This window comes from Pseudomonas sp. TMW22080 (assembly GCF_022496745.1).
In the GTDB taxonomy this organism is placed as follows: Bacteria; Pseudomonadota; Gammaproteobacteria; order Pseudomonadales; family Pseudomonadaceae; genus Aquipseudomonas; species Aquipseudomonas bubulae.
On sequence record NZ_SCFF01000001.1, the window covers coordinates 960,691 to 979,860 of the forward strand.

General features: G+C 59.1%; 19 protein-coding genes. 10 read left to right on the plus strand and 9 right to left on the minus strand.

Annotation, left to right across the window (positions count from 1 at the left end; all coding sequences use genetic code 11):
• Nucleotides 1-134 precede the first annotated feature (134 nt).
• Nucleotides 135-680, plus strand: a complete 546-nt coding sequence (locus EQV96_RS04115; RefSeq protein ID WP_016780418.1) for a DUF1269 domain-containing protein — start codon at nucleotides 135-137, stop codon at nucleotides 678-680.
• Nucleotides 681-726: 46 nt separating this feature from the next.
• Here EQV96_RS04115 and EQV96_RS04120 read toward each other — a convergent pair whose 3' ends face one another.
• Entirely contained in the window at nucleotides 727-1,047 is a 321-nt protein-coding gene (locus EQV96_RS04120) for a YbjQ family protein (RefSeq protein WP_095002452.1), read from the minus strand.
• 234 nt (nucleotides 1,048-1,281) lie between these two features.
• Here EQV96_RS04120 and ppnN point away from each other — a divergent pair, with 234 nt between their 5' ends.
• Nucleotides 1,282-2,655 carry a nucleotide 5'-monophosphate nucleosidase PpnN gene (gene ppnN / locus EQV96_RS04125; RefSeq protein ID WP_095002351.1) on the plus strand — a complete coding sequence of 458 codons (1,374 nt, stop codon included), beginning with the start codon at nucleotides 1,282-1,284 and terminating at the stop codon, nucleotides 2,653-2,655.
• A gap of 157 nt (nucleotides 2,656-2,812) precedes the next feature.
• Here ppnN and EQV96_RS04130 read toward each other — a convergent pair whose 3' ends face one another.
• From EQV96_RS04130 to EQV96_RS04140, 3 genes are all read right to left on the minus strand, one after another.
• On the minus strand, nucleotides 2,813-3,346 hold the full coding sequence (locus EQV96_RS04130; protein ID WP_095002350.1) for a DUF3087 family protein: 534 nt from the start codon (nucleotides 3,344-3,346) through the stop codon (nucleotides 2,813-2,815).
• Nucleotides 3,347-3,411: 65 nt separating this feature from the next.
• Nucleotides 3,412-4,092, minus strand: coding sequence for a glycoside hydrolase family 19 protein (locus EQV96_RS04135; protein WP_095002349.1), 681 nt, complete (start codon nucleotides 4,090-4,092; stop codon nucleotides 3,412-3,414).
• Between the two features lie 170 nt (nucleotides 4,093-4,262).
• Nucleotides 4,263-4,733 carry an Lrp/AsnC family transcriptional regulator gene (locus EQV96_RS04140; protein ID WP_240881413.1) on the minus strand — a complete coding sequence of 157 codons (471 nt, stop codon included), beginning with the start codon at nucleotides 4,731-4,733 and terminating at the stop codon, nucleotides 4,263-4,265.
• Between the two features lie 124 nt (nucleotides 4,734-4,857).
• Here EQV96_RS04140 and EQV96_RS04145 point away from each other — a divergent pair, with 124 nt between their 5' ends.
• Together EQV96_RS04145 and EQV96_RS04150 are read left to right on the plus strand one after the other, a co-directional pair.
• Complete coding sequence (locus tag EQV96_RS04145; RefSeq protein WP_240881415.1) at nucleotides 4,858-6,045, plus strand: methionine gamma-lyase; 1,188 nt, start codon at nucleotides 4,858-4,860, stop codon at nucleotides 6,043-6,045.
• 186 nt (nucleotides 6,046-6,231) lie between these two features.
• Nucleotides 6,232-6,399: a hypothetical protein gene (locus EQV96_RS04150; protein ID WP_165446484.1), complete on the plus strand. Its 168-nt coding sequence runs from the start codon at nucleotides 6,232-6,234 to the stop codon at nucleotides 6,397-6,399.
• A gap of 90 nt (nucleotides 6,400-6,489) precedes the next feature.
• On the opposite strand, the gene EQV96_RS04155 is transcribed toward EQV96_RS04150, so the two are convergent.
• Nucleotides 6,490-7,410, minus strand: coding sequence for a LysR family transcriptional regulator (locus EQV96_RS04155; protein WP_095002345.1), 921 nt, complete (start codon nucleotides 7,408-7,410; stop codon nucleotides 6,490-6,492).
• A gap of 306 nt (nucleotides 7,411-7,716) precedes the next feature.
• On the opposite strand from EQV96_RS04155, the gene EQV96_RS04160 reads away from it, so the two are divergent.
• From EQV96_RS04160 to pcp, 3 genes are read left to right on the plus strand one after another with little or no spacing between them, the layout of a single operon-like run.
• Nucleotides 7,717-8,448, plus strand: coding sequence for a DUF969 domain-containing protein (locus tag EQV96_RS04160; RefSeq protein WP_095002344.1), 732 nt, complete (start codon nucleotides 7,717-7,719; stop codon nucleotides 8,446-8,448).
• Entirely contained in the window at nucleotides 8,445-9,404 is a 960-nt protein-coding gene (locus tag EQV96_RS04165) for a DUF979 domain-containing protein (RefSeq protein ID WP_240881416.1), read from the plus strand. Before EQV96_RS04160 ends, EQV96_RS04165 begins: the two co-directional genes overlap by 4 nt.
• Nucleotides 9,405-9,411: 7 nt before the next feature.
• Entirely contained in the window at nucleotides 9,412-10,050 is a 639-nt protein-coding gene (gene pcp / locus EQV96_RS04170; RefSeq protein ID WP_153379937.1) for a pyroglutamyl-peptidase I, read from the plus strand.
• Nucleotides 10,051-10,109: 59 nt separating this feature from the next.
• Here the strand turns inward: pcp and EQV96_RS04175 are convergent, their stop codons facing one another.
• Nucleotides 10,110-11,315, minus strand: coding sequence for an MFS transporter (locus EQV96_RS04175; RefSeq protein ID WP_095002341.1), 1,206 nt, complete (start codon nucleotides 11,313-11,315; stop codon nucleotides 10,110-10,112).
• 117 nt (nucleotides 11,316-11,432) lie between these two features.
• Here EQV96_RS04175 and EQV96_RS04180 point away from each other — a divergent pair, with 117 nt between their 5' ends.
• Together EQV96_RS04180 and EQV96_RS04185 are read left to right on the plus strand one after the other, a co-directional pair.
• Nucleotides 11,433-12,044, plus strand: a complete 612-nt coding sequence (locus tag EQV96_RS04180) for a TetR/AcrR family transcriptional regulator (protein WP_240881417.1) — start codon at nucleotides 11,433-11,435, stop codon at nucleotides 12,042-12,044.
• Nucleotides 12,045-12,374: 330 nt separating this feature from the next.
• A complete protein-coding gene (locus tag EQV96_RS04185; protein ID WP_240881418.1) occupies nucleotides 12,375-13,961 on the plus strand; it encodes an aldehyde dehydrogenase (NADP(+)) in 1,587 nt (528 codons plus the stop codon).
• Here EQV96_RS04185 and EQV96_RS04190 read toward each other — a convergent pair.
• The 3 genes from EQV96_RS04190 to EQV96_RS04200 form a co-directional block, all read right to left on the minus strand.
• A complete protein-coding gene (locus tag EQV96_RS04190; protein ID WP_095002338.1) occupies nucleotides 13,955-14,404 on the minus strand; it encodes a hypothetical protein in 450 nt (149 codons plus the stop codon). The genes EQV96_RS04185 and EQV96_RS04190 overlap by 7 nt on opposite strands.
• A 203-nt stretch (nucleotides 14,405-14,607) precedes the next feature.
• Complete coding sequence (locus EQV96_RS04195; protein WP_095039167.1) at nucleotides 14,608-15,867, minus strand: ATP-binding protein; 1,260 nt, start codon at nucleotides 15,865-15,867, stop codon at nucleotides 14,608-14,610.
• Nucleotides 15,864-16,547, minus strand: a complete 684-nt coding sequence (locus EQV96_RS04200; RefSeq protein WP_095002336.1) for a response regulator transcription factor — start codon at nucleotides 16,545-16,547, stop codon at nucleotides 15,864-15,866. The genes EQV96_RS04195 and EQV96_RS04200 overlap by 4 nt, the downstream gene beginning before the upstream one ends.
• Nucleotides 16,548-16,730: 183 nt before the next feature.
• Between EQV96_RS04200 and bamA the strand changes: the two genes are divergently transcribed.
• Nucleotides 16,731-19,097: an outer membrane protein assembly factor BamA gene (gene bamA, locus EQV96_RS04205; protein WP_240881419.1), complete on the plus strand. Its 2,367-nt coding sequence runs from the start codon at nucleotides 16,731-16,733 to the stop codon at nucleotides 19,095-19,097.
• The last annotated feature ends 73 nt before the right edge of the window (nucleotides 19,098-19,170 follow it).

A 19,170-nucleotide genomic window follows, 5' to 3' on the forward strand; every position in this document is an offset into this window, starting at 1 on the left:
GCTCATTCCTCGCAGCAGGCTCCAGAAAGCTGAACCACTGCGCGCCAGGGTGTTTGCATTGTGCCGCCTTGAGAAACCCCTCCACCCTTCAGCCCTTCGCCGGGCTGGACCTGTACCGTCAAGGAATGAAAGACATGTCCGATTTAATCGTAGTGGGATTTTCAGACACCGAAAAAGCAGATCGTGCCCTCACCAAGATGGTTTCGCTGAGCAAGGAGCATCTGGTCGAGCTGGAAGATGCGGTGATTGTGGTGCGTAATGCCGAAGGCAAGATCCATATCAAGCAAAGCGTTAACCTGACAGCGATCGGGGCTACTTCAGGCCTGGTCACCGGCGGCCTGTGGGGCGCACTGGTCGGGCTGCTGTTTCTCAACCCGCTGGCAGGCTTTGCCATCGGCGGCGCACTGGGTGCCGGTACCGGCGCTTTGTCGGGCTCATTGAGCGATTACGGGATCGATGATGATTTCATCAAGTCATTGAGCGAGACCATTCCGAATGATTCCTCGGCCCTGTTCGTTCTGCTGCGCAAATTCCAGCCGGAAAAAGTGCTGAAGGAACTGGAAGACTCGGACTTCAAGGGCAAGGTCCTGCGTACCTCCCTGTCCCCGGAACAAGAGCAAAAACTGCAGGACGCGCTGTCCAAAACCACTGCAGGCGTACCTTTGGCGAAAACGGTTTAATTCGTAAAGCCCATTCGACCGCCCTGTGCGGTCGAATCCTGGTGCCTCAGTTCAAGCGCACAGCCGTGCCCGTGGCAAACACCACCAGCATGCCGCCACGCCCTGACGGCATGCTGATTTCAAACCCCAGCCCCATAATCGCATCCGCTCCCATGGCTTTGGCCCTGTCTCGAATCTCGTCCGTGACCTCTGCTCGCGCTTCTTTCAGTGCTCGCTCCAGCGTCTGAGAGCGTCCACCAAAAAAGTCGCGTACTCCGGTAAAAAAATCTCGTACCACATTGATGCCGTGAACCGATTCGGCACTGACAATCCCCAGGTATTCAGTGGCTTTTCTGCCGTCAATGCTGTGTGTGGTGGTGATGATCATCTGCCCGTCCATTTTCTGTTTCAGTGACTTGCGAGGTTACCTTATCGCTGCCGTGCTCACTGCTGGTACTGTAACTGGAGTTAACTGCGGCTCTTTTAATTACAGGACCAAGGCTACTATGCTTACAGAAATGCAATCCAAAGACGCAAGAGTCGGGACGCCTCGCTCGCACTGATGACATGAATTCAAAAGCTGCGCCAAGCAATTTTTCGACCCCGCTCAAGGAAGCTCGCAATGGTCCAAAGACAAGTCATCAACGCCTCGGTCAGCCCGAAAGGCAGCCTGGAAACACTTTCCCAACGTGAAGTACAACAGCTGAGCGAGGTTGGCTCAGGCACCAGTTACACGCTTTTCCGCCAGTGCGTACTGGCTATCCTCAACACCGGCGCTCACGTCGATAACGCCAAGACCATCCTTGAGGCCTATCAGGACTTCGAGGTGCGGATTCACCAGCAAGACCGCGGCGTGCGGCTTGAACTGCTCAACGCCCCTGCCGATGCATTTGTGGATGGCGAAATGATCGCCAGTACCCGTGAAATGCTCTTCAGCGCCCTGCGCGACATCGTCTATACCCAGAGCGGCCTGGACAGCCCACGCATTGACCTGAGCAGCTCGGCGGGCATCACCGACTACGTGTTCCATCTGCTGCGCAATGCCCGCACGTTGCGCCCGGGCGTCGAACCGAAAATCGTGGTGTGCTGGGGTGGCCACTCCATCAATACCGAAGAGTACAAATACACCAAAAAGGTCGGCCACGAACTGGGCCTGCGCAGCCTGGATATCTGTACCGGCTGCGGTCCCGGTGTGATGAAAGGGCCAATGAAGGGCGCCACCATTTCCCACGCCAAACAGCGTCTGACCGGGGGCCGCTATCTGGGCCTGACCGAGCCGGGCATCATTGCTGCCGAAGCGCCGAATCCCATCGTCAATGAACTGGTCATTCTGCCGGATATCGAAAAGCGTCTTGAGGCCTTTGTGCGGGTCGGTCACGGGGTGATTATCTTCCCGGGCGGTGCTGGCACGGCAGAAGAATTCCTGTACCTGCTGGGCATTCTGATGCACCCGGAGAACAAAGATGTGCCGTTCCCGGTTGTCCTGACCGGCCCCAAGGAAGCCGAACCCTATCTGCAGCAACTGCATGAGTTTGTCGGCGCTACCCTGGGTGAAGAAGCGCAACAGCAGTATCAGATCATCATCGACAACCCGGCCGAAGTGGCCCGTCATATGACCGCCGGGCTCAAGGCGGTTAAACAATTCCGCCGCGAGCGCAACGACGCTTTCCACTTCAACTGGTTACTGAAAATCGACGAAGGCTTTCAGCGCCCGTTCGACCCGACCCACGCCAACATGGCCAGCCTGAAACTGCGCAGCGACATGCCAGCACATGAATTGGCCATCAACCTGCGTCAGGCCTTCTCCGGGATTGTGTCGGGTAACGTAAAAGAGAAAGGCATCCATCTGATCGAGCAATACGGGCCTTACGAGATCCACGGTGACGCTGCCGTGATGAAACCTCTGGACAAACTGCTGCAGGCATTTGTTGAGCAGCACCGTATGAAACTGCCAGGCGGTGCGGCCTATGAGCCGTGCTATCGCGTCGTAAGCTGAACCCCACCCATAAGGCTCGCATGCCCCGACGGTGGGAGCGAGCCTGCTCGCGAAGAGCTCCAGATCGTCGCATTTATCCCGTAAAAACAGGCTATCACTTACGAACTTCGCGAGCAGGCTCGCTCCCACACAAACACAGCAGGTCCGGTGAGCAGCATTACTTCAGCGGCGCAAACTTTTTCACCGCATCAATCCACTGCGGATCGAGCCGGGTCTGCCCGGTGTCGATGCCCAGTGCTTCAAGACGTGCCTTGTGCAAATCGATCTCGCGAACCATTTGGCTTAACGCGCTGGAATTGGCGTCCAGCTGGTACATCTGGGTCACGCCCAGATGATAGAAGCGCAGCAGCTTCATCGCCGCCACATCCCCCGCCATGACTCCCGCCGTTACGTGATGCATGACATTGGTGACCTTCATCAGGCTACGCTTGAGTTGCCAGCCGTAGACTGCGGGCGCCATCCAGGGTTGAGACCAGAACACGTAGCGCACCAGCAGGAAGGTCGTGATCAGGGCAACAATGACCCCGGCCAGATTCAGGCGAAAATTGTCGCCACCGGCGACACCCAAAACCATGACCAGCACACCTGACAACAGCAGCGCCAGCAAGACAAACGTCAACGCGATATACAGCGTACTGCGGCGAGTTTGCTGACGATATGTCTCGGGGTTAATCGGCTTTATCTCGAACATCACTGATCTATGGCTCCTGATGGCTGCGAACAAACTGCGCGGGCATTATGGCCTGATTGAACCGCTCAGGCGTGCAATAAAACCAGTGCCTTGCGGTATAGCGCCGCACGCTGGGCGTGACCATTGAGACCACCATTGATAGCCCTTGTCACGCGTTCGAAATCCTCCCCGTCTGCCAGGGTATTTATACTGCGCGAGTTCCAGTACCAGCCCGCCGACGCCACTGCCCATTGCCACTCTTGCAGCAGTTGCGGGCTGGTGAGCAAGCGCTCATCCCCGAACAACCCCTGGCTGCACTGGCAGTAGTTTGTTTTACCGGTGACTTGAATCAATCCCCTGCCCCGATATAACCAGCCTTCCCCCGACGCCTCTGAGCCATTGCCCAGGCGGTTGCTGTAGACCCGGTTTGCAATCGCCTGCGGCCGGCGCTGAAGCATAAGCGCGTCAGCATTGGGTACGCGCCGGGAGCGATTGCCGTCCGTTACGGTAATGTATTGACCTTCGCCATCCTTCTGCGCAAAGCGGGAGCCCCAGGTAGCCGCGAGGCCACCGGCACTGTAATTAAGGTTTTCGACAAGTACCGTGAACCCTGCACTTTCATGGCCTACCTGAGCTAGAAATGCAGCAAGGCGTCGGGGGGTATTGATCAACACTTGACGGCTAACGGCCTGCACAAGGGGCAAATACAGATCGACGCAGGCCGTACTTTTGGGGAACAGCTGGAGCATTACTTCGCGGCTCAACATGGGGATTTACTCTTAATCAATGTAATTAAAAGTAAAAGCCAAGCACTAAAGCCACGCACCTGCCGTCACCAAAAGAGTAATCAGGCCAGAACTACTCTACTCAAAGAAAACACTTACAACTCATCGAAAAGTTATTTTACAGATACGACTTGAATGCACCCTTGATGCACTCAACCTTCAACAGGCACCTCTCGCCTTGGCTTGACCGACTTATACGAAAAACTCGAGTAAATCTCTTTGACCGCGGGCAATGTCTGCAGGACTTCACGGGCAAATTCGCCGAAGGATTCGAGATCCCTGGCCACGACTTCCAATAAAAAGTCGTAACGACCCGACACGTTGTGACACGCGACGATTTCGGGAATTTCCAATAACCGTTGTTCAAAGCTTCTGGCCAGTTCTTGCGAGTGAGAGGCCATCATGATGCTGACAAACGCCGTGACCCCGTATCCCAGTTCCTTTGGCGAAAGAACCGCCTGATAGCCCGTAATGATCCCGCTCTCTTCCAGCATTCTGACCCGTCGCCAACACGGCGAGGTGGTCAGTGAGACACTCTCGGCCAACTCTGCAACGGTAAGTCGGGCATTGCCCTGCAGTGCGCAAAGCAAGGCTTTATCGGTTCTGTCCAGAGCGTTTGGCATGTTTTGCCCCTAGCGGTCAGCGTGGCGGTTTTTTGTTCTGGTAAGTGGTGTATTTACAGGTAAATTTGGAATTTTCCACGTTCATTTAAAGCATAGCATTGTAGGAAATATCGGAGAGTTCACCATGAACGATAAGAACAACAACTTCGGCTTTTCTACTCGCGCCATCCACTACGGTTATAACCCGCTGGAACACAACGGCGCGGTAATCCCCCCTGTTTATATGACCTCAACCTTTGCCTTTGCCACGGCCGAATACGGCGCAGGCTGTTTTTCCGGTGAAGAGCACGGGCATTTTTACACCCGCATTTCCAACCCCACCCTGGCCCTGCTGGAAGCACGCATGGCGGCGCTGGAAAACGGCGAAGCGGGTGTGGCGTTCAGTTCCGGCATGGGCGCGATCGCCGCAACATTCTGGACCCTGCTGCGGCCCGGCGATGAAATCATCGTCAACCGCACCTTGTATGGCTGCACCTTTGCCCTGCTGCACCACGGCATCGGTGAATTCGGGGTGGTAGTCAAACATGTGGACATGGCCAACCCGACCGAACTGCAAGCCGCGATCAGCCCTGCAACCCGCATGATCTACTTCGAGACGCCGGCCAATCCGAATATGCAACTGGTGGACATCCCTGCCGTAGCGCGGATTGCCCACACACATGACAACCTGCTCGTGGTGATCGACAACACCTACTGCACGCCCTATCTGCAGCGTCCACTGGAACTGGGCGCCGACGTGGTGGTGCATTCGGCCACCAAGTACCTGAGCGGGCACAGTGATATCACCGCTGGCATGGTGGTCACCAGCCAGCTCCTGGCTGACCGGATCCGTCTGCAAGGCTTGAAGGACCTGACCGGGGCTGTCTTGTCGCCCCATGATGCGCATTTGCTGATGCGCGGTATCAAGACCCTGGCCCTGCGCATGGATCGCCATTGCAGCAGCGCCCAGGCCATTGCGCATATGTTGCAGGATCACCCTGCCGTGGAATGGGTGGCCTACCCGGGCCTGCCCTCTTTCCCGCAATACGAGCTGGCGTCCCGGCAGATGAAACTGCCGGGGGGCATGATTGCCTTTGAGCTCAAGGGCGGCATGGCTGCAGGACAGCGCTTTATGAATGCCCTGCAATTGTTCAGCCGTGCGGTCAGCCTGGGGGGGGCCGAGTCACTGGCGCAGCATCCCGCGAGCATGACCCACTCTACCTACACCCTGGAGGAACGGGCACGACACGGAATAAGTGAAGGATTGGTGCGTCTGGCGGTGGGGCTGGAGGATGTCGCCGATTTGCTGGCGGATATAGAGCAGGCATTATAGGGGGGCAGCGCCAGCCTCCCCTGTAGATACTCTGTTGCCGGTCAACCCTCCCTGTGGGAGCGAGCCTGCTCGCGAACGACTTTCGCGAGCAGGCTCGCTCCCACAGTTAAAATTCCCTTCAGACCTAGCAGCTGCCGAGGAACGAGGCTGCGTTCGTCAGCTGCTACAAGCCGTGTGGAGGACAGGATGAAATATCAACCCGGCGGAATTGTCGCCAAAATACCGATGCCGATGGTCAGCACCAAAAAACCGCCCAAAAACCAAGCCATCTTGTTCATGATGTTTCCCCGTCAGTCGTTCGTCATAAAACAGGCGCAGAACAGCTGCCGACCACACACAGGTGCTGCTGTGTAGTCGCGTCCTCGTCTGTCTCGGAAGGTTGGAGGAAATTTTGCGCCGCAAACTGCACACATAACAGGTGCAGATAACGCGAAAAAATACGGATCAGATGCCCGGCAGCACAAAATGCCCAGGCTCAACGCTGTGTTGGTACTCGGCAACAACCGCCTGACTCAGGTTGACCACCGCCTCATTCAGCTCCAGCCCCGCCCCCGTGCGCCAACTGGCGTATACCGCAAAGCCCGGTGCAGTCTCGATCGGCAACGCAATCATGGCCCCGCTCTGCAATTCGCGACTGACCAGTACCGGCGGCAGGGCACCGATGCCAAAGCCGTCCGCCACCAGTTTGATAATCGCCGCCACCGAGTTGATGCAACTGATGCGTGGCGCGGCAATATCGTGCTGGTGCAGAAAATTGAGCATGTCCTGATGCGGCCGCGACAAGCGTGAAAAGGTCAGCAAGCGCTCCTCGCAAAGATCCGCCAGGTCACGGTAGCTGCGGTTCAGAGCTGCGTCCCTGGCCACAATCCAACTCAACGGGTAACTGGCCAGTTGTACATTGCGCACGCCGTCGGCACGCAATAAATCCGTCTGAAAAATCAGGTCCAGCTGACCTTTAAGCAATTGTTCATTAAGGTTCAGCGCCGTATCGGCGGTCAGTTCAACCTCTACCTGGGGGTAGTCGCGGCTCAGCGCACTGATCAGATCGCTCAGCCAGCTATGGATAACCGTGTCCATCACGCCGATGCGCAGGCGCCCGGCAAACCTGTCCGCCTGCCCCAGCGATTGCAGAAGGCGTTGCTGGGTGGCCAGCATTTCTTCGGCGTAACCCAGCACCTGATGGCCTTCACGGGTGAGGTTGACACCACGGGAATCGCGCTGGAACAACTGCACGCCAAGCTCGGTTTCGAGGACTGAAATACGGCTCGAAATGGCTGCCTGGGTACTGGATAACTTTTCGGCGGTCAGCCGAAAACTGCCAAGGCGCGCTACCCAGACGAATGTCAGAAGAAATCGCATGTTCATACAGGACGCCCCACCCAATCAAAACCAGGGCAGCACTGTAAACCCTTGCCGCAGGGACAGGCCAGTCGGCTTAAGTCGGTGATTGATAAAACTTTTCTGTTCGGTGGTGACAACTTTTATTGACTGGACGCACAACCCAAAGCCACCAACCATATCGGGCAATGAGGCCCATAGGGCCTCAACAATAAAAAAACACGCTGAGTCCGGCAGCGTACCGATTTTTCGAAAGTGTGCCTGACCGCTTTCGACTTGCCCTCACCAGCCTGCCCTGGTGCTGCGGCAATCAGCTAAAGGGATTGCCCCCTCATGCAAACCGTCGTAAACCTTTGGCCCTTGATTGGCGTGTTCGTCATCATCATCGGCTTTGTGCTGCGCTTTAACCCACTGTTGGTGGTCAGCGCGGCGGCTATCGTCACCGGCCTTGCTGCCAACTTCCCGCTGGAAAAAATCATCAGTGAAATGGGTGAAGGCTTCCTGCAAACCCGCGCCCTGCAATTGATTCTGCTGCTGCCCCTGGCCGTGATCGGCTTGCTGGAGCGTCACGGCCTGCGCCTGCACGCGCAAAACTGGATCGCCAGCTTCCAGCGCGCAACGGTCGGCCGGTTGCTGATTATGTACCTGTTCGTGCGTGAGACCACCGCTGCTGTAGGCCTGACCAGTCTGGGCGGGCATCCGCAAATGGTCCGCCCGCTGCTGGCCCCGATGGCCGAGGGCGCAGCCGAGAACAAGTACGGCAAGCTGCCTGCTCCTGTGCGGCAGAAAGTCCTGGCCATGTGTGCCGCCACCGACAACATCGGCTTGTTTTTTGGTGAAGACGTGTTTGTGGCCTTCGGCGCAATCGCACTGATGCACACCTTCCTGCTGGGTTCGGGGCTTGATGTCGAGCCGCTGCACATCGCTTTCTGGGGAATTCCGACGGCGATTTGCGCCTTTATCGTGCATGCCCTGCGCCTGTATCGCTTTGACCTGATGCTGGAGCGCAGCATGGCCGAAGTTGCCCGGGAAGAAGTTGACGCAGCTCAGGAGCTGGCACGATGATTATTTCCATTGAGTACTTCTACTGGCTGGCCGGTGTGCTGCTGCTGATCACCGCGGGCATGATCCTGACAGACCGCACCCACCCCAAACGCTGGACCAGTGGCCTGTTCTGGGCGTTGTTCGCCATGGTGTTCCTGATTGGCGATCGCCTTTCGCCGTTCGTGGTAGGTATTGGCGTGCTGGTCATGGCCGGCATTGCCGGCATTGGCGGTGTTGGCGGTGTTGGCCGAGGCACCCACGCCGAGTTGCATGTCAAGGCTGCACGGGCCAGTGCTGGCCGTCTGGGGCACAAGCTGTTTATCCCGGCCCTGTCGATTCCGCTGGTGACCGTGATCGGTTCGATCCTGCTGAAAAACACCCAGATCGGTGGCGTACCGCTGCTTGACCCGAAAAACACCACGTTCGTGTCCCTGGGCATCGGCTGCATGGTGGCCCTGGTTCTGGCCTGCATCCTGACCCGTGATACGCCGCTGCAAGGCCTGCGTGAATCGCGCCGCCTGACCGAAGCCCTGGGCTGGACCATGGTGCTGCCGCAAATGCTGGCCATGCTTGGCCTGCTGTTCAATGACGCCGGGGTCGGTACCGCCGTTGCTCATGTCACCACCGCCTATATCAACATGGACTATCGCCTGGTAGCGGTGATGGTCTACGTGCTGGGCATGGCGCTGTTCACGGTCATCATGGGCAACGGTTTTGCTGCATTCCCGGTCATGACCGGCGGGGTCGGCGTGCCGGTACTGGTCGGCATCTACGATGCCAACCCGGCTGTCATGGCGGCAATCGGCATGTTTTCCGGCTACTGCGGCACGCTGATGACGCCAATGGCAGCCAACTTCAATATCGTGCCCGTGGCCCTGTTGGAGCTGCCGGACAAATACGCCGTGATCAAGGCTCAAATGCCCACCGCTCTGATGATGCTAGTGGTCAATATCGTGCTTCTTTACGTACTGATGTGAGAACAGCATGCGCACTGTACTGCTGACCGGTTTTGAGCCGTTCGACCAAGACACCGTCAACCCGTCCTGGGAGGCCGTACGCCTTCTGGACGGCACCTTGCAGGACGATACGCAGATCATCGCCCGTCAGTTGCCCTGTACGTTTGCCGGAGCGCCCGAGCGACTGAGCCAACTTCTGCAGGAGTTCACCCCGACGCTGGTGATCGCCGTCGGGCTTGGCCCCGGTCGCACGGACATCTGTATCGAGCGGGTAGCGATCAATATCAACGACGCCCGCATCCCTGACAACCTTGGCTATCAGCCGATCGATACACCCGTGGTGGCGCAAGGGCCAGCGGCGTATTTCAGTACCTTGCCGCTCAAGGCAATGGTGCGGGCGATCAGGGCCGGCGGGATTCCCGCGTCGGTTTCCCATACGGCGGGCACCTTTGTCTGCAATCAGGTGTTCTATTGCCTACAGCATGCATTGGCCGGGACCGGCGTACGCGGTGGTTTTATCCACGTCCCGCCTCTGCCGCAACAGGCGGTGGTGGCTGGTGGCCCGTCCATGGCACTGGCCACCCAGGTGGAAGGGTTGCGCATCGCCGTAATCACGGCCCTGAATACCGAAGATGATGTACTTGAAGGTGGTGGCCAGGTCAGCTGATAACGCGTTGGAAACCGGGCACGATTGGTAGTCGCTGCCTGACCAACACGGCTATCGGCCTAATGACCGACAACCGCCGCCCCCGCCTGCCGGTGCCCTTGCGGGAAACCATGGGCACGGGCACTGAACACGATCCCCAGCCCGACCAGCAACAACACCAGCAACACCCAGGGGAAGACGTTCACCCCGAATTGATCGAGCAATATGCCACCGGTCAATGCCCCCGCGGCAATGGCGCTGTTCCACACCACCACGTTCATCGACAACGCAACATCGGCGCCCTCGCCTGCCGCATCGGCCAGAGCGGTTTGCAGCAGGGTGGCGGCACCGCCGAAGGACAACCCCCAAACAAAAATCCCTGCATATACGACAGCCACCGACTGCGAGAAGAAACCGAACAGCAGCGAAATCGCAGCAAATGTCGCCAGGCAAGCCATGACTGCCTTGCGCAGATGCCGGTCTACCAGTCGCCCGGTCAGCCAGATTCCCAGCAGCGCCGCCAATCCGAAGACCAGCAACACAATATCGACCTTATCGGCAAGGCCCGCCGATGCCACGAAAGGCGCGATATAGGTGTAGAGCATGTTGTGCGCCAGCATCCAGGTCAGTACCACGGCAAGCACGGAGCGCACTCCCGGTGTCAGCAGCACCTGTCGCAAGCCGATACGTTGCGAAGCAGACTGCCCTGGGTAATCAGGCACCTTGAGCACTACCCAGGCCATCAGCACCAGGGTCAAGGCCGACATCAGGCCAAATGCCGTACGCCACCCTACCAGCGCACCCAGCCAGGTGCCCAATGGCACACCCAGTGACAGGGCAATCGGCGTGCCCACCATCGCCACCGCCATGGCCCGGCCCTGCAACTGCGGGGCAACCATGCGCCGCGCATAACCTGCCAGCAGGCTCCAGGCCAACCCGGCTGATGCGCCGGCAAAAAAACGTGCAATCAGGGTCACGCCGTACTGAGACGACCACGCGGTAATCGAATTGAACAGCAGAAACCCGACAATCGTCAGCAGCAGTACGTTGCGACGCCGCCAGCCCTGGGTCGCGATGGTCAACGGGATCGCCGCCAGCAGGGAGCCCAGCGCGTAGACCGTAACCATCTGCCCCGCCAGCGCCGATGACACTTGCAGGCCGCTGCTGATTTGCGGCAACAGGCCTGCGGGTAAGGTCTCGGTAACAATGCAAATAAAACCGGTCATGGCCAGCGCCAGCAGCGCGCCCATGGGTAATCGCTCAGTGGTGTTTTGCTCTTTGCCCATGGATGCCCTGCTCCTGCTAGTTATGTATCGATAGGTACAAATGTAGGGCGACGGGAAATATTGGTCAATGACTTTTGTATCGACTAGTATTTATATCTCGCTACGAAGGAGACTCAAATGGCACAGATGGGACGCCCGCGCACATTTGATCGGGACGCGGCAATCACCCAGGCCATGCACCTGTTCTGGGAGCACGGTTATGACTCGACATCGCTGAGCCAGCTCAAGGCCAATATGGGCTCAGGCATTTCCGCGCCCAGCTTTTACGCAGCTTTCGGCTCCAAGGAGGCGCTGTTCAAAGAGGTCATGACGCGCTACCTGAACAGCCATGGCAGGGTCACCGAAAGCCTGTTCGACACTCACCTGCCCCCACGCGAAGCGATCGAGCGAACGTTGCGCAGCTCCGCCAAAATGCAATGTGAGCCGGGTCACCCACGGGGTTGTCTGGTCGCTCTGGGGCTGATGAGTGCCAGTTCAGCTCAAGCGGTGGCGATAAGCGCCCCTCTGGCCGAAGCGAGGGCGCGTAACCGGGCCGGGTTTATGGCTTGTGTCGAGCGCGCCATCTGCGAGGGTGAGCTTGCCGCCCAGACTGATCCGCGAACGCTGGCCACGGTGTTCGAGAGTTTTCTGCTGGGCCTGACCACCCTGGCCCGGGATGGTGTAGCCCATGCCGTACTGGACGCTGCGATCACCCAGGTGATGAGCACTTGGGATGCCGCGCGCGCCTGAGGGATGAGCGCTGGTTATCGGCCAATCAATATTCGTCATTGGGCAGTGCCCCCGACAAAACCTACAGTGGTCGCCTGAAAGAGCCCTTATGGCTCGCTATCGGGATAACTGCGGTGCAACTTATAACGACAATAGGCGGCGAAAACGCTGCCACTGCCTGTACTTGGGTGGCAATCCCCTGTAGCCGCTGACGAGCGCAGCGAGGCTGCTAGCGGCCCCTGCCTGTTCAAGGCCCTTCGGGCCTTGCCGCAGCCTCGCTGCGCTCGTCAGCGGCGACATGATTCGTCTCGCAACAGCGCGTCTCTGCCTTCCCACCTAAAGGAAATCCCTATGTTCCCCATCACCGGCCAGAACTTTATTGGCGGTCAGCGCAGCGGCGCCGGCACCGTTCACCTGTACAGCGTGGATGCCAGTACTGGCGAGGCATTGCCATACGCGTTTGTGCAGGCCACCGAAACCGAAGTGGATGCCGCTGTCAGCGCGGCCAATACCGCCTTCCCGGCCTTTCGCAGTTTGCCGGCCACACGCCGGGCCGAGTTTCTGGAAGCTATCGCCGAAGAAATAGACGCGCTGGGTGACGACTTTGTTGCCATCGTCTGTCGCGAAACCGCCCTGCCTGCCGCCCGGATCCAGGGCGAGCGGGGACGCACCAGCGGGCAGATGCGTCTGTTCGCCAACGTACTGCGGCGCGGCGATTTTTATGGCGCACGCATCGATCAGGCGCTACCGGACCGTCAGCCCCTGCCGCGCGCAGATCTGCGTCAATGCCGCATCGGCGTGGGCCCGGTGGCCGTGTTTGGCGCCAGCAACTTCCCGCTGGCGTTCTCCACCGCTGGCGGTGATACCGCTTCGGCACTGGCCGCAGGTTGCCCGGTGGTGTTCAAGGCACACAGCGGGCATATGGCAACTGCTGAACAAGTTGCCCTGGCCATAGTTCGCGCTGCCGAGCGCACCGACATGCCCGCCGGTGTATTCAATATGATCTTCGGCGCGGGTGTGGGCGCAGCGCTGGTCAAGCACCCGGCGATTCAGGCCGTCGGCTTTACCGGTTCGTTGTCCGGTGGTCGCGCCCTGTGCGATATGGCCGCCGCCAGACCCCAGCCAATCCCGGTGTTTGCCGAGATGTCGAGCATCAACCCGGTGCTGGTATTACCCCAGGCACTGCTCAAGCGTGGCGAGCAGATCGCACAGGAGCTGGGCAGTTCGGTGATGCTTGGCGCCGGGCAGTTCTGTACCAGTCCCGGTCTGGTACTGGGTATCCGCTCCCCCGAATTCAGCGCCTTTGTCGCCGCGCTTGGCCAGTTCTTCAGTGCTCAACCGGCGCAAACACTGCTCAACGCCGGGGGCCTGGCCAGTTACAGCAAAGGCATCCAGCGTCTGGCCCAGGTCGATGGCATCCGCCACCTTGCCGGTGCGCCGCAACAGGGCAACCAGGCCAGCCCGCAGTTGTTCCAGGCCAGTGCCAGCCTGTTGATCGGTGGTGCCGAGGTGTTGCAGGAGGAAGTCTTCGGGCCAACCACCCTGGTGGTCGAGATCGCGGACAAGGCGCAGTTGCTGCAAGCGCTGCACAGCCTGCATGGGCAGCTGACAGCTACGCTGATTGCTGAACCTGGCGACCTTGAAGCCTTCGCCGAGGTGGTGCCCGTGCTGGAGCACAAGGCCGGGCGCCTGCTGCTCAATGGCTACCCTACCGGTGTCGAGGTGTGTGACGCGATGGTGCATGGCGGGCCTTACCCGGCGACGTCAGATGCCCGTGGCACCTCGGTCGGCACCCTGGCCATCGACCGTTTCCTGCGCCCGGTGTGCTACCAGAACTACCTTGACAGCCTGCTGCCGGATGCGCTGAAAAACGCCAACCCGCTGGGTATCGAGCGTCTGGTCAACGGCAGCCACAGCCGCAATCCGCTGGATCACTGATCGGCGGCGTAAATCACGGTCTGGGCGCTATGCCCGGCTGCATGCCTGAGGGTGAAGTAGGTGTCGCCCTCTTCGGTCAGGATCTCGTAGCCCGCCTTGCTGGCTACGCGATTGTTGACGCTGACATGCTTGATGATCTTCAGCACCCGCTGGAACTTCACTGTCTGGGTGCCGTTCTGTGCGGGCCCGGTGAGCACATTGACGCTTTGAAACCAGCCCTGGTTCTTTTTGTTGGCGACCAGGGTACTGCTCAGCGCTTCAAAGCGTTCAAGGCGGGTAAAGCCCCATAGCGTCTGCTCTTCTACCGGTTTGCCCAACGCGCCGGCACCGGTAAACACAAACAGATTGATGGCCGGATTGTCCTCGCAAAAAAAGTCATAAGGCACCAGGCCATCAACCATTTTCTTGCCGGCAACGAACCCTTTTTTATGCACCAGAAACATGCCCAACTCCGCTCGATATTGAGCGGTAAAGTCTACGGGGGCATGGCGTACAGGGCCGTCAAGGCAATGTAATTTCGTGTAAAGATCCCCGGCGATCCCGTAGTATCTACAGGAACACTGCAACTGTGGGAGCGAGCCTGCTCGCGAAGGTCGTTCGCGAGCAGGCTCGCTCCCACAATAGGGCTTGACCTGCAACAGAGTATCTACAGCGGCAAGGTAATTGTCACACTCAAGCCGCCGCTCGCAAGGTTGCTCGCCTTGATGCTGCCGCCGTGCATTTCCACCGCCCTTGAAGCAATCGCCAGACCCAGGCCAAAACCGCTACCCGTCTCACTGACACCCCGCTCAAACGGGTCGAAAATCCGCTGCAACCGCGATTCTTCAACACCCGGACCCTGATCGCTGATCCGTACTGTCAGGCAGTGGCCCGCCGGGCTGGCTTCAGCCATTACCAGCACCGTGCTGTCGGCACGGGTATGGCGCACTGCATTGCGGATCACGTTCTCAAAGCAGCGATACAACAGTTCGCCACTGACCCGGCTGACAAAGGACGGGCACCCTTCCAGGATCACCCGACAACCCTTGATGCCCGCTTCGAACTGCGCGTCTTCGACTATCAAGTGCAGCAACTCGATGATGTCCACCGGCTCGCGTGCGATGCTCTCGGGCCGCCCTTGCACCCGGGCCAGGGTCAGCAGGGCTTCGATCAGGGTGTCCATGCGCTGCGATTCGCGCTCGATGCGTTCGACCATATCGGCGCGGGACGGGTTTTGATGCAACAACCCGATGGCGGCCTGCATGCGTGTCAGGGGCGAACGCAATTCATGGGAGATGTCATGCAACAAGTGTTGCTGGGCATCAACCAGCAGCTTGAGTTGGTTGGCCATACGGTCGCAGTCTTCGGCCAGGTCGACAATTTCATCACGCCGCGCGCCCATAAACGGCTTTACCCGGGTTTCGAATCGCCCTTGGGCCACATCGCTCATCGCCCGACGCAAATAGGCCAACGGCCAGGCCAGGTAAAACGCCATAAAGCTGCTGAACAGCGCGCTCATCACGGTGCCGATAAGCAATGGCATCAGCCCCGGTCCGCCCTCCCCACCACCGCCATTGCCGGGCACCCGCGTCGACCTGAGCGACAGCGTGAGGCCTTCCTTGCTGATCACCGTGCGCTCGAACGCCGGGCGCACAATCGGCAACCCGGCCAGCAGTTGCCCGCCACTGTCATACACCGCAATGGCCTCGTCATCGGGGTGGTGCCATACCTGCAGCAACTGCTTGCCAGCCTCGACACCAAACTGGCTGAGCAACTGTTCCTCGCTTTCAAGAATGGTATCCAGATGCGGGTTGCCAGGGCCCTGGCGGCTCAAGGTAATAATGCCGATACCGACAAAAAACGTCAGGCTGGTAGCCAGCCAGAAGGCCAGGAACAGTTTCCAGAACAGCCGGCTGGGTTTCATCATTCCGCGATCAACAGATAGCCGAGCCCACGCACGCTCTGGATCCACGCCTTGGCATCTGGTCGCGGGCCGAGCTTCTGGCGGATGCTGCTGATATGGACGTCGATACGCCGGTCATAGCGGGTCAACGGGCAGCCCAGGGCATTGAGCGACAAGTCCTGCTTGCTCACCACTTGCCCGGCACTGCGGGCCAGCTCTTCGAGCAGGCTGAACTCGGTGCTGGTCACTCCCAGCTCCCGCCCCTGCCACAGCGCCTGGCGCTTGCCGGGCCACAACACCAGCGGGCCGGTCTTGATCACCTCGGTGGTGGCCTGCTCCACCGGCTGCACCCGGCGCATGATGGCGCGCAAACGCGCCACCAGCTCCCCCGGCGAGCTGGGTTTGGGCACATAGTCATCGGCACCCAGCTCCAGGCCGGTGATGCGGTCGATGTTGTCGCCACGGGCAGTGAGCAACACCACCGGCACCTGACTGCGCGCGCGAATGCGCCGCAGCACTTCGATCCCCGACAGTCGCGGCAGCATCACATCCAGCACCACAATGCTGAATTGCCCGGACAAAGCCTGCACCTCGCCCTCTTCGCCGGTATGCACCGCAGTCGCTTCAAAGCCTTCGCGCTCCAGATACTCACTGAGCAAACCGGTCAGTTCCTGGTCATCGTCGACGAGCAATACACGGATCATGGCGAACTCTTGAAGGGGGGATCTGCCCATTATCGTCCTTGCGGCCCGCAGCGTCATTGCCTGCAGCCAACCTTTACCTAACTTGACACTCGGTTAACCGCACCATACGCCCCGAGCTTTTATGCTGGACCTCCACCAGCCTGCTTGTGCTGTTTGTCGATGTGTCCTGGATAAATGATCTACATGAATTTTGCGCGCCTGCTCTGCTCGGTTGCACTGCTGCTCAATGCCTCACTGGCCCACGCCCAGGGCTTCAAGATTGCCGATATCCGTATCAACGGCCTGCAGCGGGTGTCCGCCGGCAGCGTGTTCGGTGCCCTGCCCTTGAACGTTGGCGAACAGGTCGATGACCAGCAACTGGTGGAATCCACACGCGCACTGTTCAAGACCGGATTCTTTCAAGATATTCAGCTGGGCCGCGACGGCGACGTCCTGGTGATCACCGTAGTCGAGCGGCCGTCCATTGCCAGTATCGACATCGAGGGCAACAAGGCGATCTCCACCGATGACCTGATGAAAGGCCTCAAGCAATCGGGGCTGGCCGAAGGCGAAGTGTTCCAGCGCGCCACACTCGAAGGTGTACGCAATGAGCTGCTGCGTCAGTACGTAGCCCAGGGGCGTTACTCGGCCGCGGTGGACGCCGAGGTGGTGGCCCAGCCGCGCAACCGCGTCGGCCTCAAGATCAGGATCGACGAAGGCGAAGTGGCCGCGATCAAGCACATCAATGTGGTGGGCAATACCGTCTTCGACCAGGCCGAGCTGGACGATCAGTTCACCCTCAAGACCAGCAACTGGCTGTCGTTCTTCAAGAATGATGACAAGTATGCCCGGGAAAAGCTGTCCGGTGATCTGGAGCGTTTGCGCTCGTACTACATGGACCGCGGCTATATCAATATGGAAATCGTGTCGACCCAGGTGTCGATCAGCCCGGACAAAAAGCAGGTCTTCATTACCGTCAATATCAGCGAAGGCGCCAAATACACCGTGCGCGACATTACGTTGCGCGGTGACCTTAAAGTACCCGAAGATCAGATCCACGCCTTGCTGCTGGTACAAAAGGGCCAGGTATTTTCGCGCAAGCTGATGACCTCCACCTCGGACCTGATCACCCGCCGCCTGGGCAACGAAGGCTATACCTTTGCCAACGTCAACGCGGTGCCGGTCCCGAGCAAGGACGGCAACACGGTAGATATCGAATTCGTGGTCGACCCGGGCAAGCGCGCCTATGCCAACCGCATCAACTTTCGCGGCAATACCAAGACCGAAGACCAGGTCTTGCGCCGAGAGATGCGCCAGATGGAAGGCGGCTGGGCTTCGACCTACCTGATCGACCAGTCCAAAACGCGGCTTGAGCGCCTGGGTTACTTCAAGGAAGTCAACGTCGAGACCCCGGCGGTGGCGGGAGTCGACGATCAGGTTGACGTCAATTACAGCGTTGAAGAGCAGTCTTCCGGCTCGATCACTGCCAGCGTCGGCTTTGCCCAGAGTGCCGGCCTGATTCTTGGTGGTTCTATCACCCAGAACAACTTTCTGGGCACGGGCAACTCCGCCAGCCTGGGCCTGACCCGCTCCGAGTACCAGAGCAAGTACAACATCGGTTTTACCGATCCGTACTTCACCAAGGATGGCGTCAGCCTTGGCTACAACGCGTTCTACAACAAGACCGACTACAACGATTACTACGACGATGGCGTGTCGTACTACTCGATCAACAGTTATGGCGCCGGTGCCACCCTGGGCTACCCGATCAATGAAACCTCACGGATCAGTTTCGGCCTCACCGCGCAGCACGACAGCATCGAGCCCGGCACCTACAGTGCCGACGAGATCTATGATTTTATCGACCGCGAAGGCAAGGAATTTACCAATTTCAAGGCCAACCTGGGCTGGTCGGAATCGACCCTGAACAAGGGCATCCTGGCTACCCGCGGCTATGCGCAAAACCTTAACCTGATGGTCACGGTGCCCGGCAGCGACCTGAGCTTCTACAAGATCGACTACACCGGCCAGACCTTCCTGCCCGTCAGTGCATCCACCTCACTGCGCTTTCACACCAAGCTGGGCTACGGCAACGGCTATGGCTCCACCGATGGCCTGCCATTCTATGAAAACTACACTGCGGGCGGTGAAGGCACGGTGCGCGGTTTTGAAAGCGGCACCCTGGGCCCGCGCAACACCCCGGCCACCGGCACCTATAGCAGCGCCGGGCAGGCGTACTACTCCGACCGCGACACCGAGGCGCTAGGCGGCAATATCATGATCACCGGCGGGGTCGAGTACCTGTTCCCGATGCCCTTTATCAAGGACAACAAATCCCTGCGCACCTCGCTGTTCTGGGATGTGGGCAGCGTGTACTCGGACAAATGCTACCTGAGCACCACCACCGGCTGTGACGGCGTGGACCTCAGCCAGATGGCCAGTTCCGTAGGGGTGGGCGTGACCTGGTACAGCCCGATGGGCCCGCTGAGCGTCAACCTCGCTCTGCCCATCCGCAAACCTGATGATGCAGAAACACAGGTGTTCCAGTTCTCCATGGGGCAGACGTTTTAAAAGCACGACAGGTGATCGCACGGGCTTGAGCCACTGGTCATCTGGAGATCAGGCGCGCTTGATAGATGTACCA

Bases quoted from the DNA above. Each gene is read 5' to 3' on its own strand.
- EQV96_RS04115 (WP_016780418.1), top strand. From the start codon at position 135: ATGTCCGATTTAATCGTAGTGGGATTTTCAGACACCGAAAAAGCAGAT.
- EQV96_RS04120 (WP_095002452.1), bottom strand. From the start codon at position 1,047: ATGATCATCACCACCACACACAGCATTGACGGCAGAAAAGCCACTGAA.
- ppnN (WP_095002351.1), top strand. From the start codon at position 1,282: ATGGTCCAAAGACAAGTCATCAACGCCTCGGTCAGCCCGAAAGGCAGC.
- EQV96_RS04130 (WP_095002350.1), bottom strand. From the start codon at position 3,346: ATGTTCGAGATAAAGCCGATTAACCCCGAGACATATCGTCAGCAAACT.
- EQV96_RS04135 (WP_095002349.1), bottom strand. From the start codon at position 4,092: ATGTTGAGCCGCGAAGTAATGCTCCAGCTGTTCCCCAAAAGTACGGCC.
- EQV96_RS04140 (WP_240881413.1), bottom strand. From the start codon at position 4,733: ATGCCAAACGCTCTGGACAGAACCGATAAAGCCTTGCTTTGCGCACTG.
- EQV96_RS04145 (WP_240881415.1), top strand. From the start codon at position 4,858: ATGAACGATAAGAACAACAACTTCGGCTTTTCTACTCGCGCCATCCAC.
- EQV96_RS04150 (WP_165446484.1), top strand. From the start codon at position 6,232: ATGAAATATCAACCCGGCGGAATTGTCGCCAAAATACCGATGCCGATG.
- EQV96_RS04155 (WP_095002345.1), bottom strand. From the start codon at position 7,410: ATGAACATGCGATTTCTTCTGACATTCGTCTGGGTAGCGCGCCTTGGC.
- EQV96_RS04160 (WP_095002344.1), top strand. From the start codon at position 7,717: ATGCAAACCGTCGTAAACCTTTGGCCCTTGATTGGCGTGTTCGTCATC.
- EQV96_RS04165 (WP_240881416.1), top strand. From the start codon at position 8,445: ATGATTATTTCCATTGAGTACTTCTACTGGCTGGCCGGTGTGCTGCTG.
- pcp (WP_153379937.1), top strand. From the start codon at position 9,412: ATGCGCACTGTACTGCTGACCGGTTTTGAGCCGTTCGACCAAGACACC.
- EQV96_RS04175 (WP_095002341.1), bottom strand. From the start codon at position 11,315: ATGGGCAAAGAGCAAAACACCACTGAGCGATTACCCATGGGCGCGCTG.
- EQV96_RS04180 (WP_240881417.1), top strand. From the start codon at position 11,433: ATGGCACAGATGGGACGCCCGCGCACATTTGATCGGGACGCGGCAATC.
- EQV96_RS04185 (WP_240881418.1), top strand. From the start codon at position 12,375: ATGTTCCCCATCACCGGCCAGAACTTTATTGGCGGTCAGCGCAGCGGC.
- EQV96_RS04190 (WP_095002338.1), bottom strand. From the start codon at position 14,404: ATGTTTCTGGTGCATAAAAAAGGGTTCGTTGCCGGCAAGAAAATGGTT.
- EQV96_RS04195 (WP_095039167.1), bottom strand. From the start codon at position 15,867: ATGATGAAACCCAGCCGGCTGTTCTGGAAACTGTTCCTGGCCTTCTGG.
- EQV96_RS04200 (WP_095002336.1), bottom strand. From the start codon at position 16,547: ATGATCCGTGTATTGCTCGTCGACGATGACCAGGAACTGACCGGTTTG.
- bamA (WP_240881419.1), top strand. From the start codon at position 16,731: ATGAATTTTGCGCGCCTGCTCTGCTCGGTTGCACTGCTGCTCAATGCC.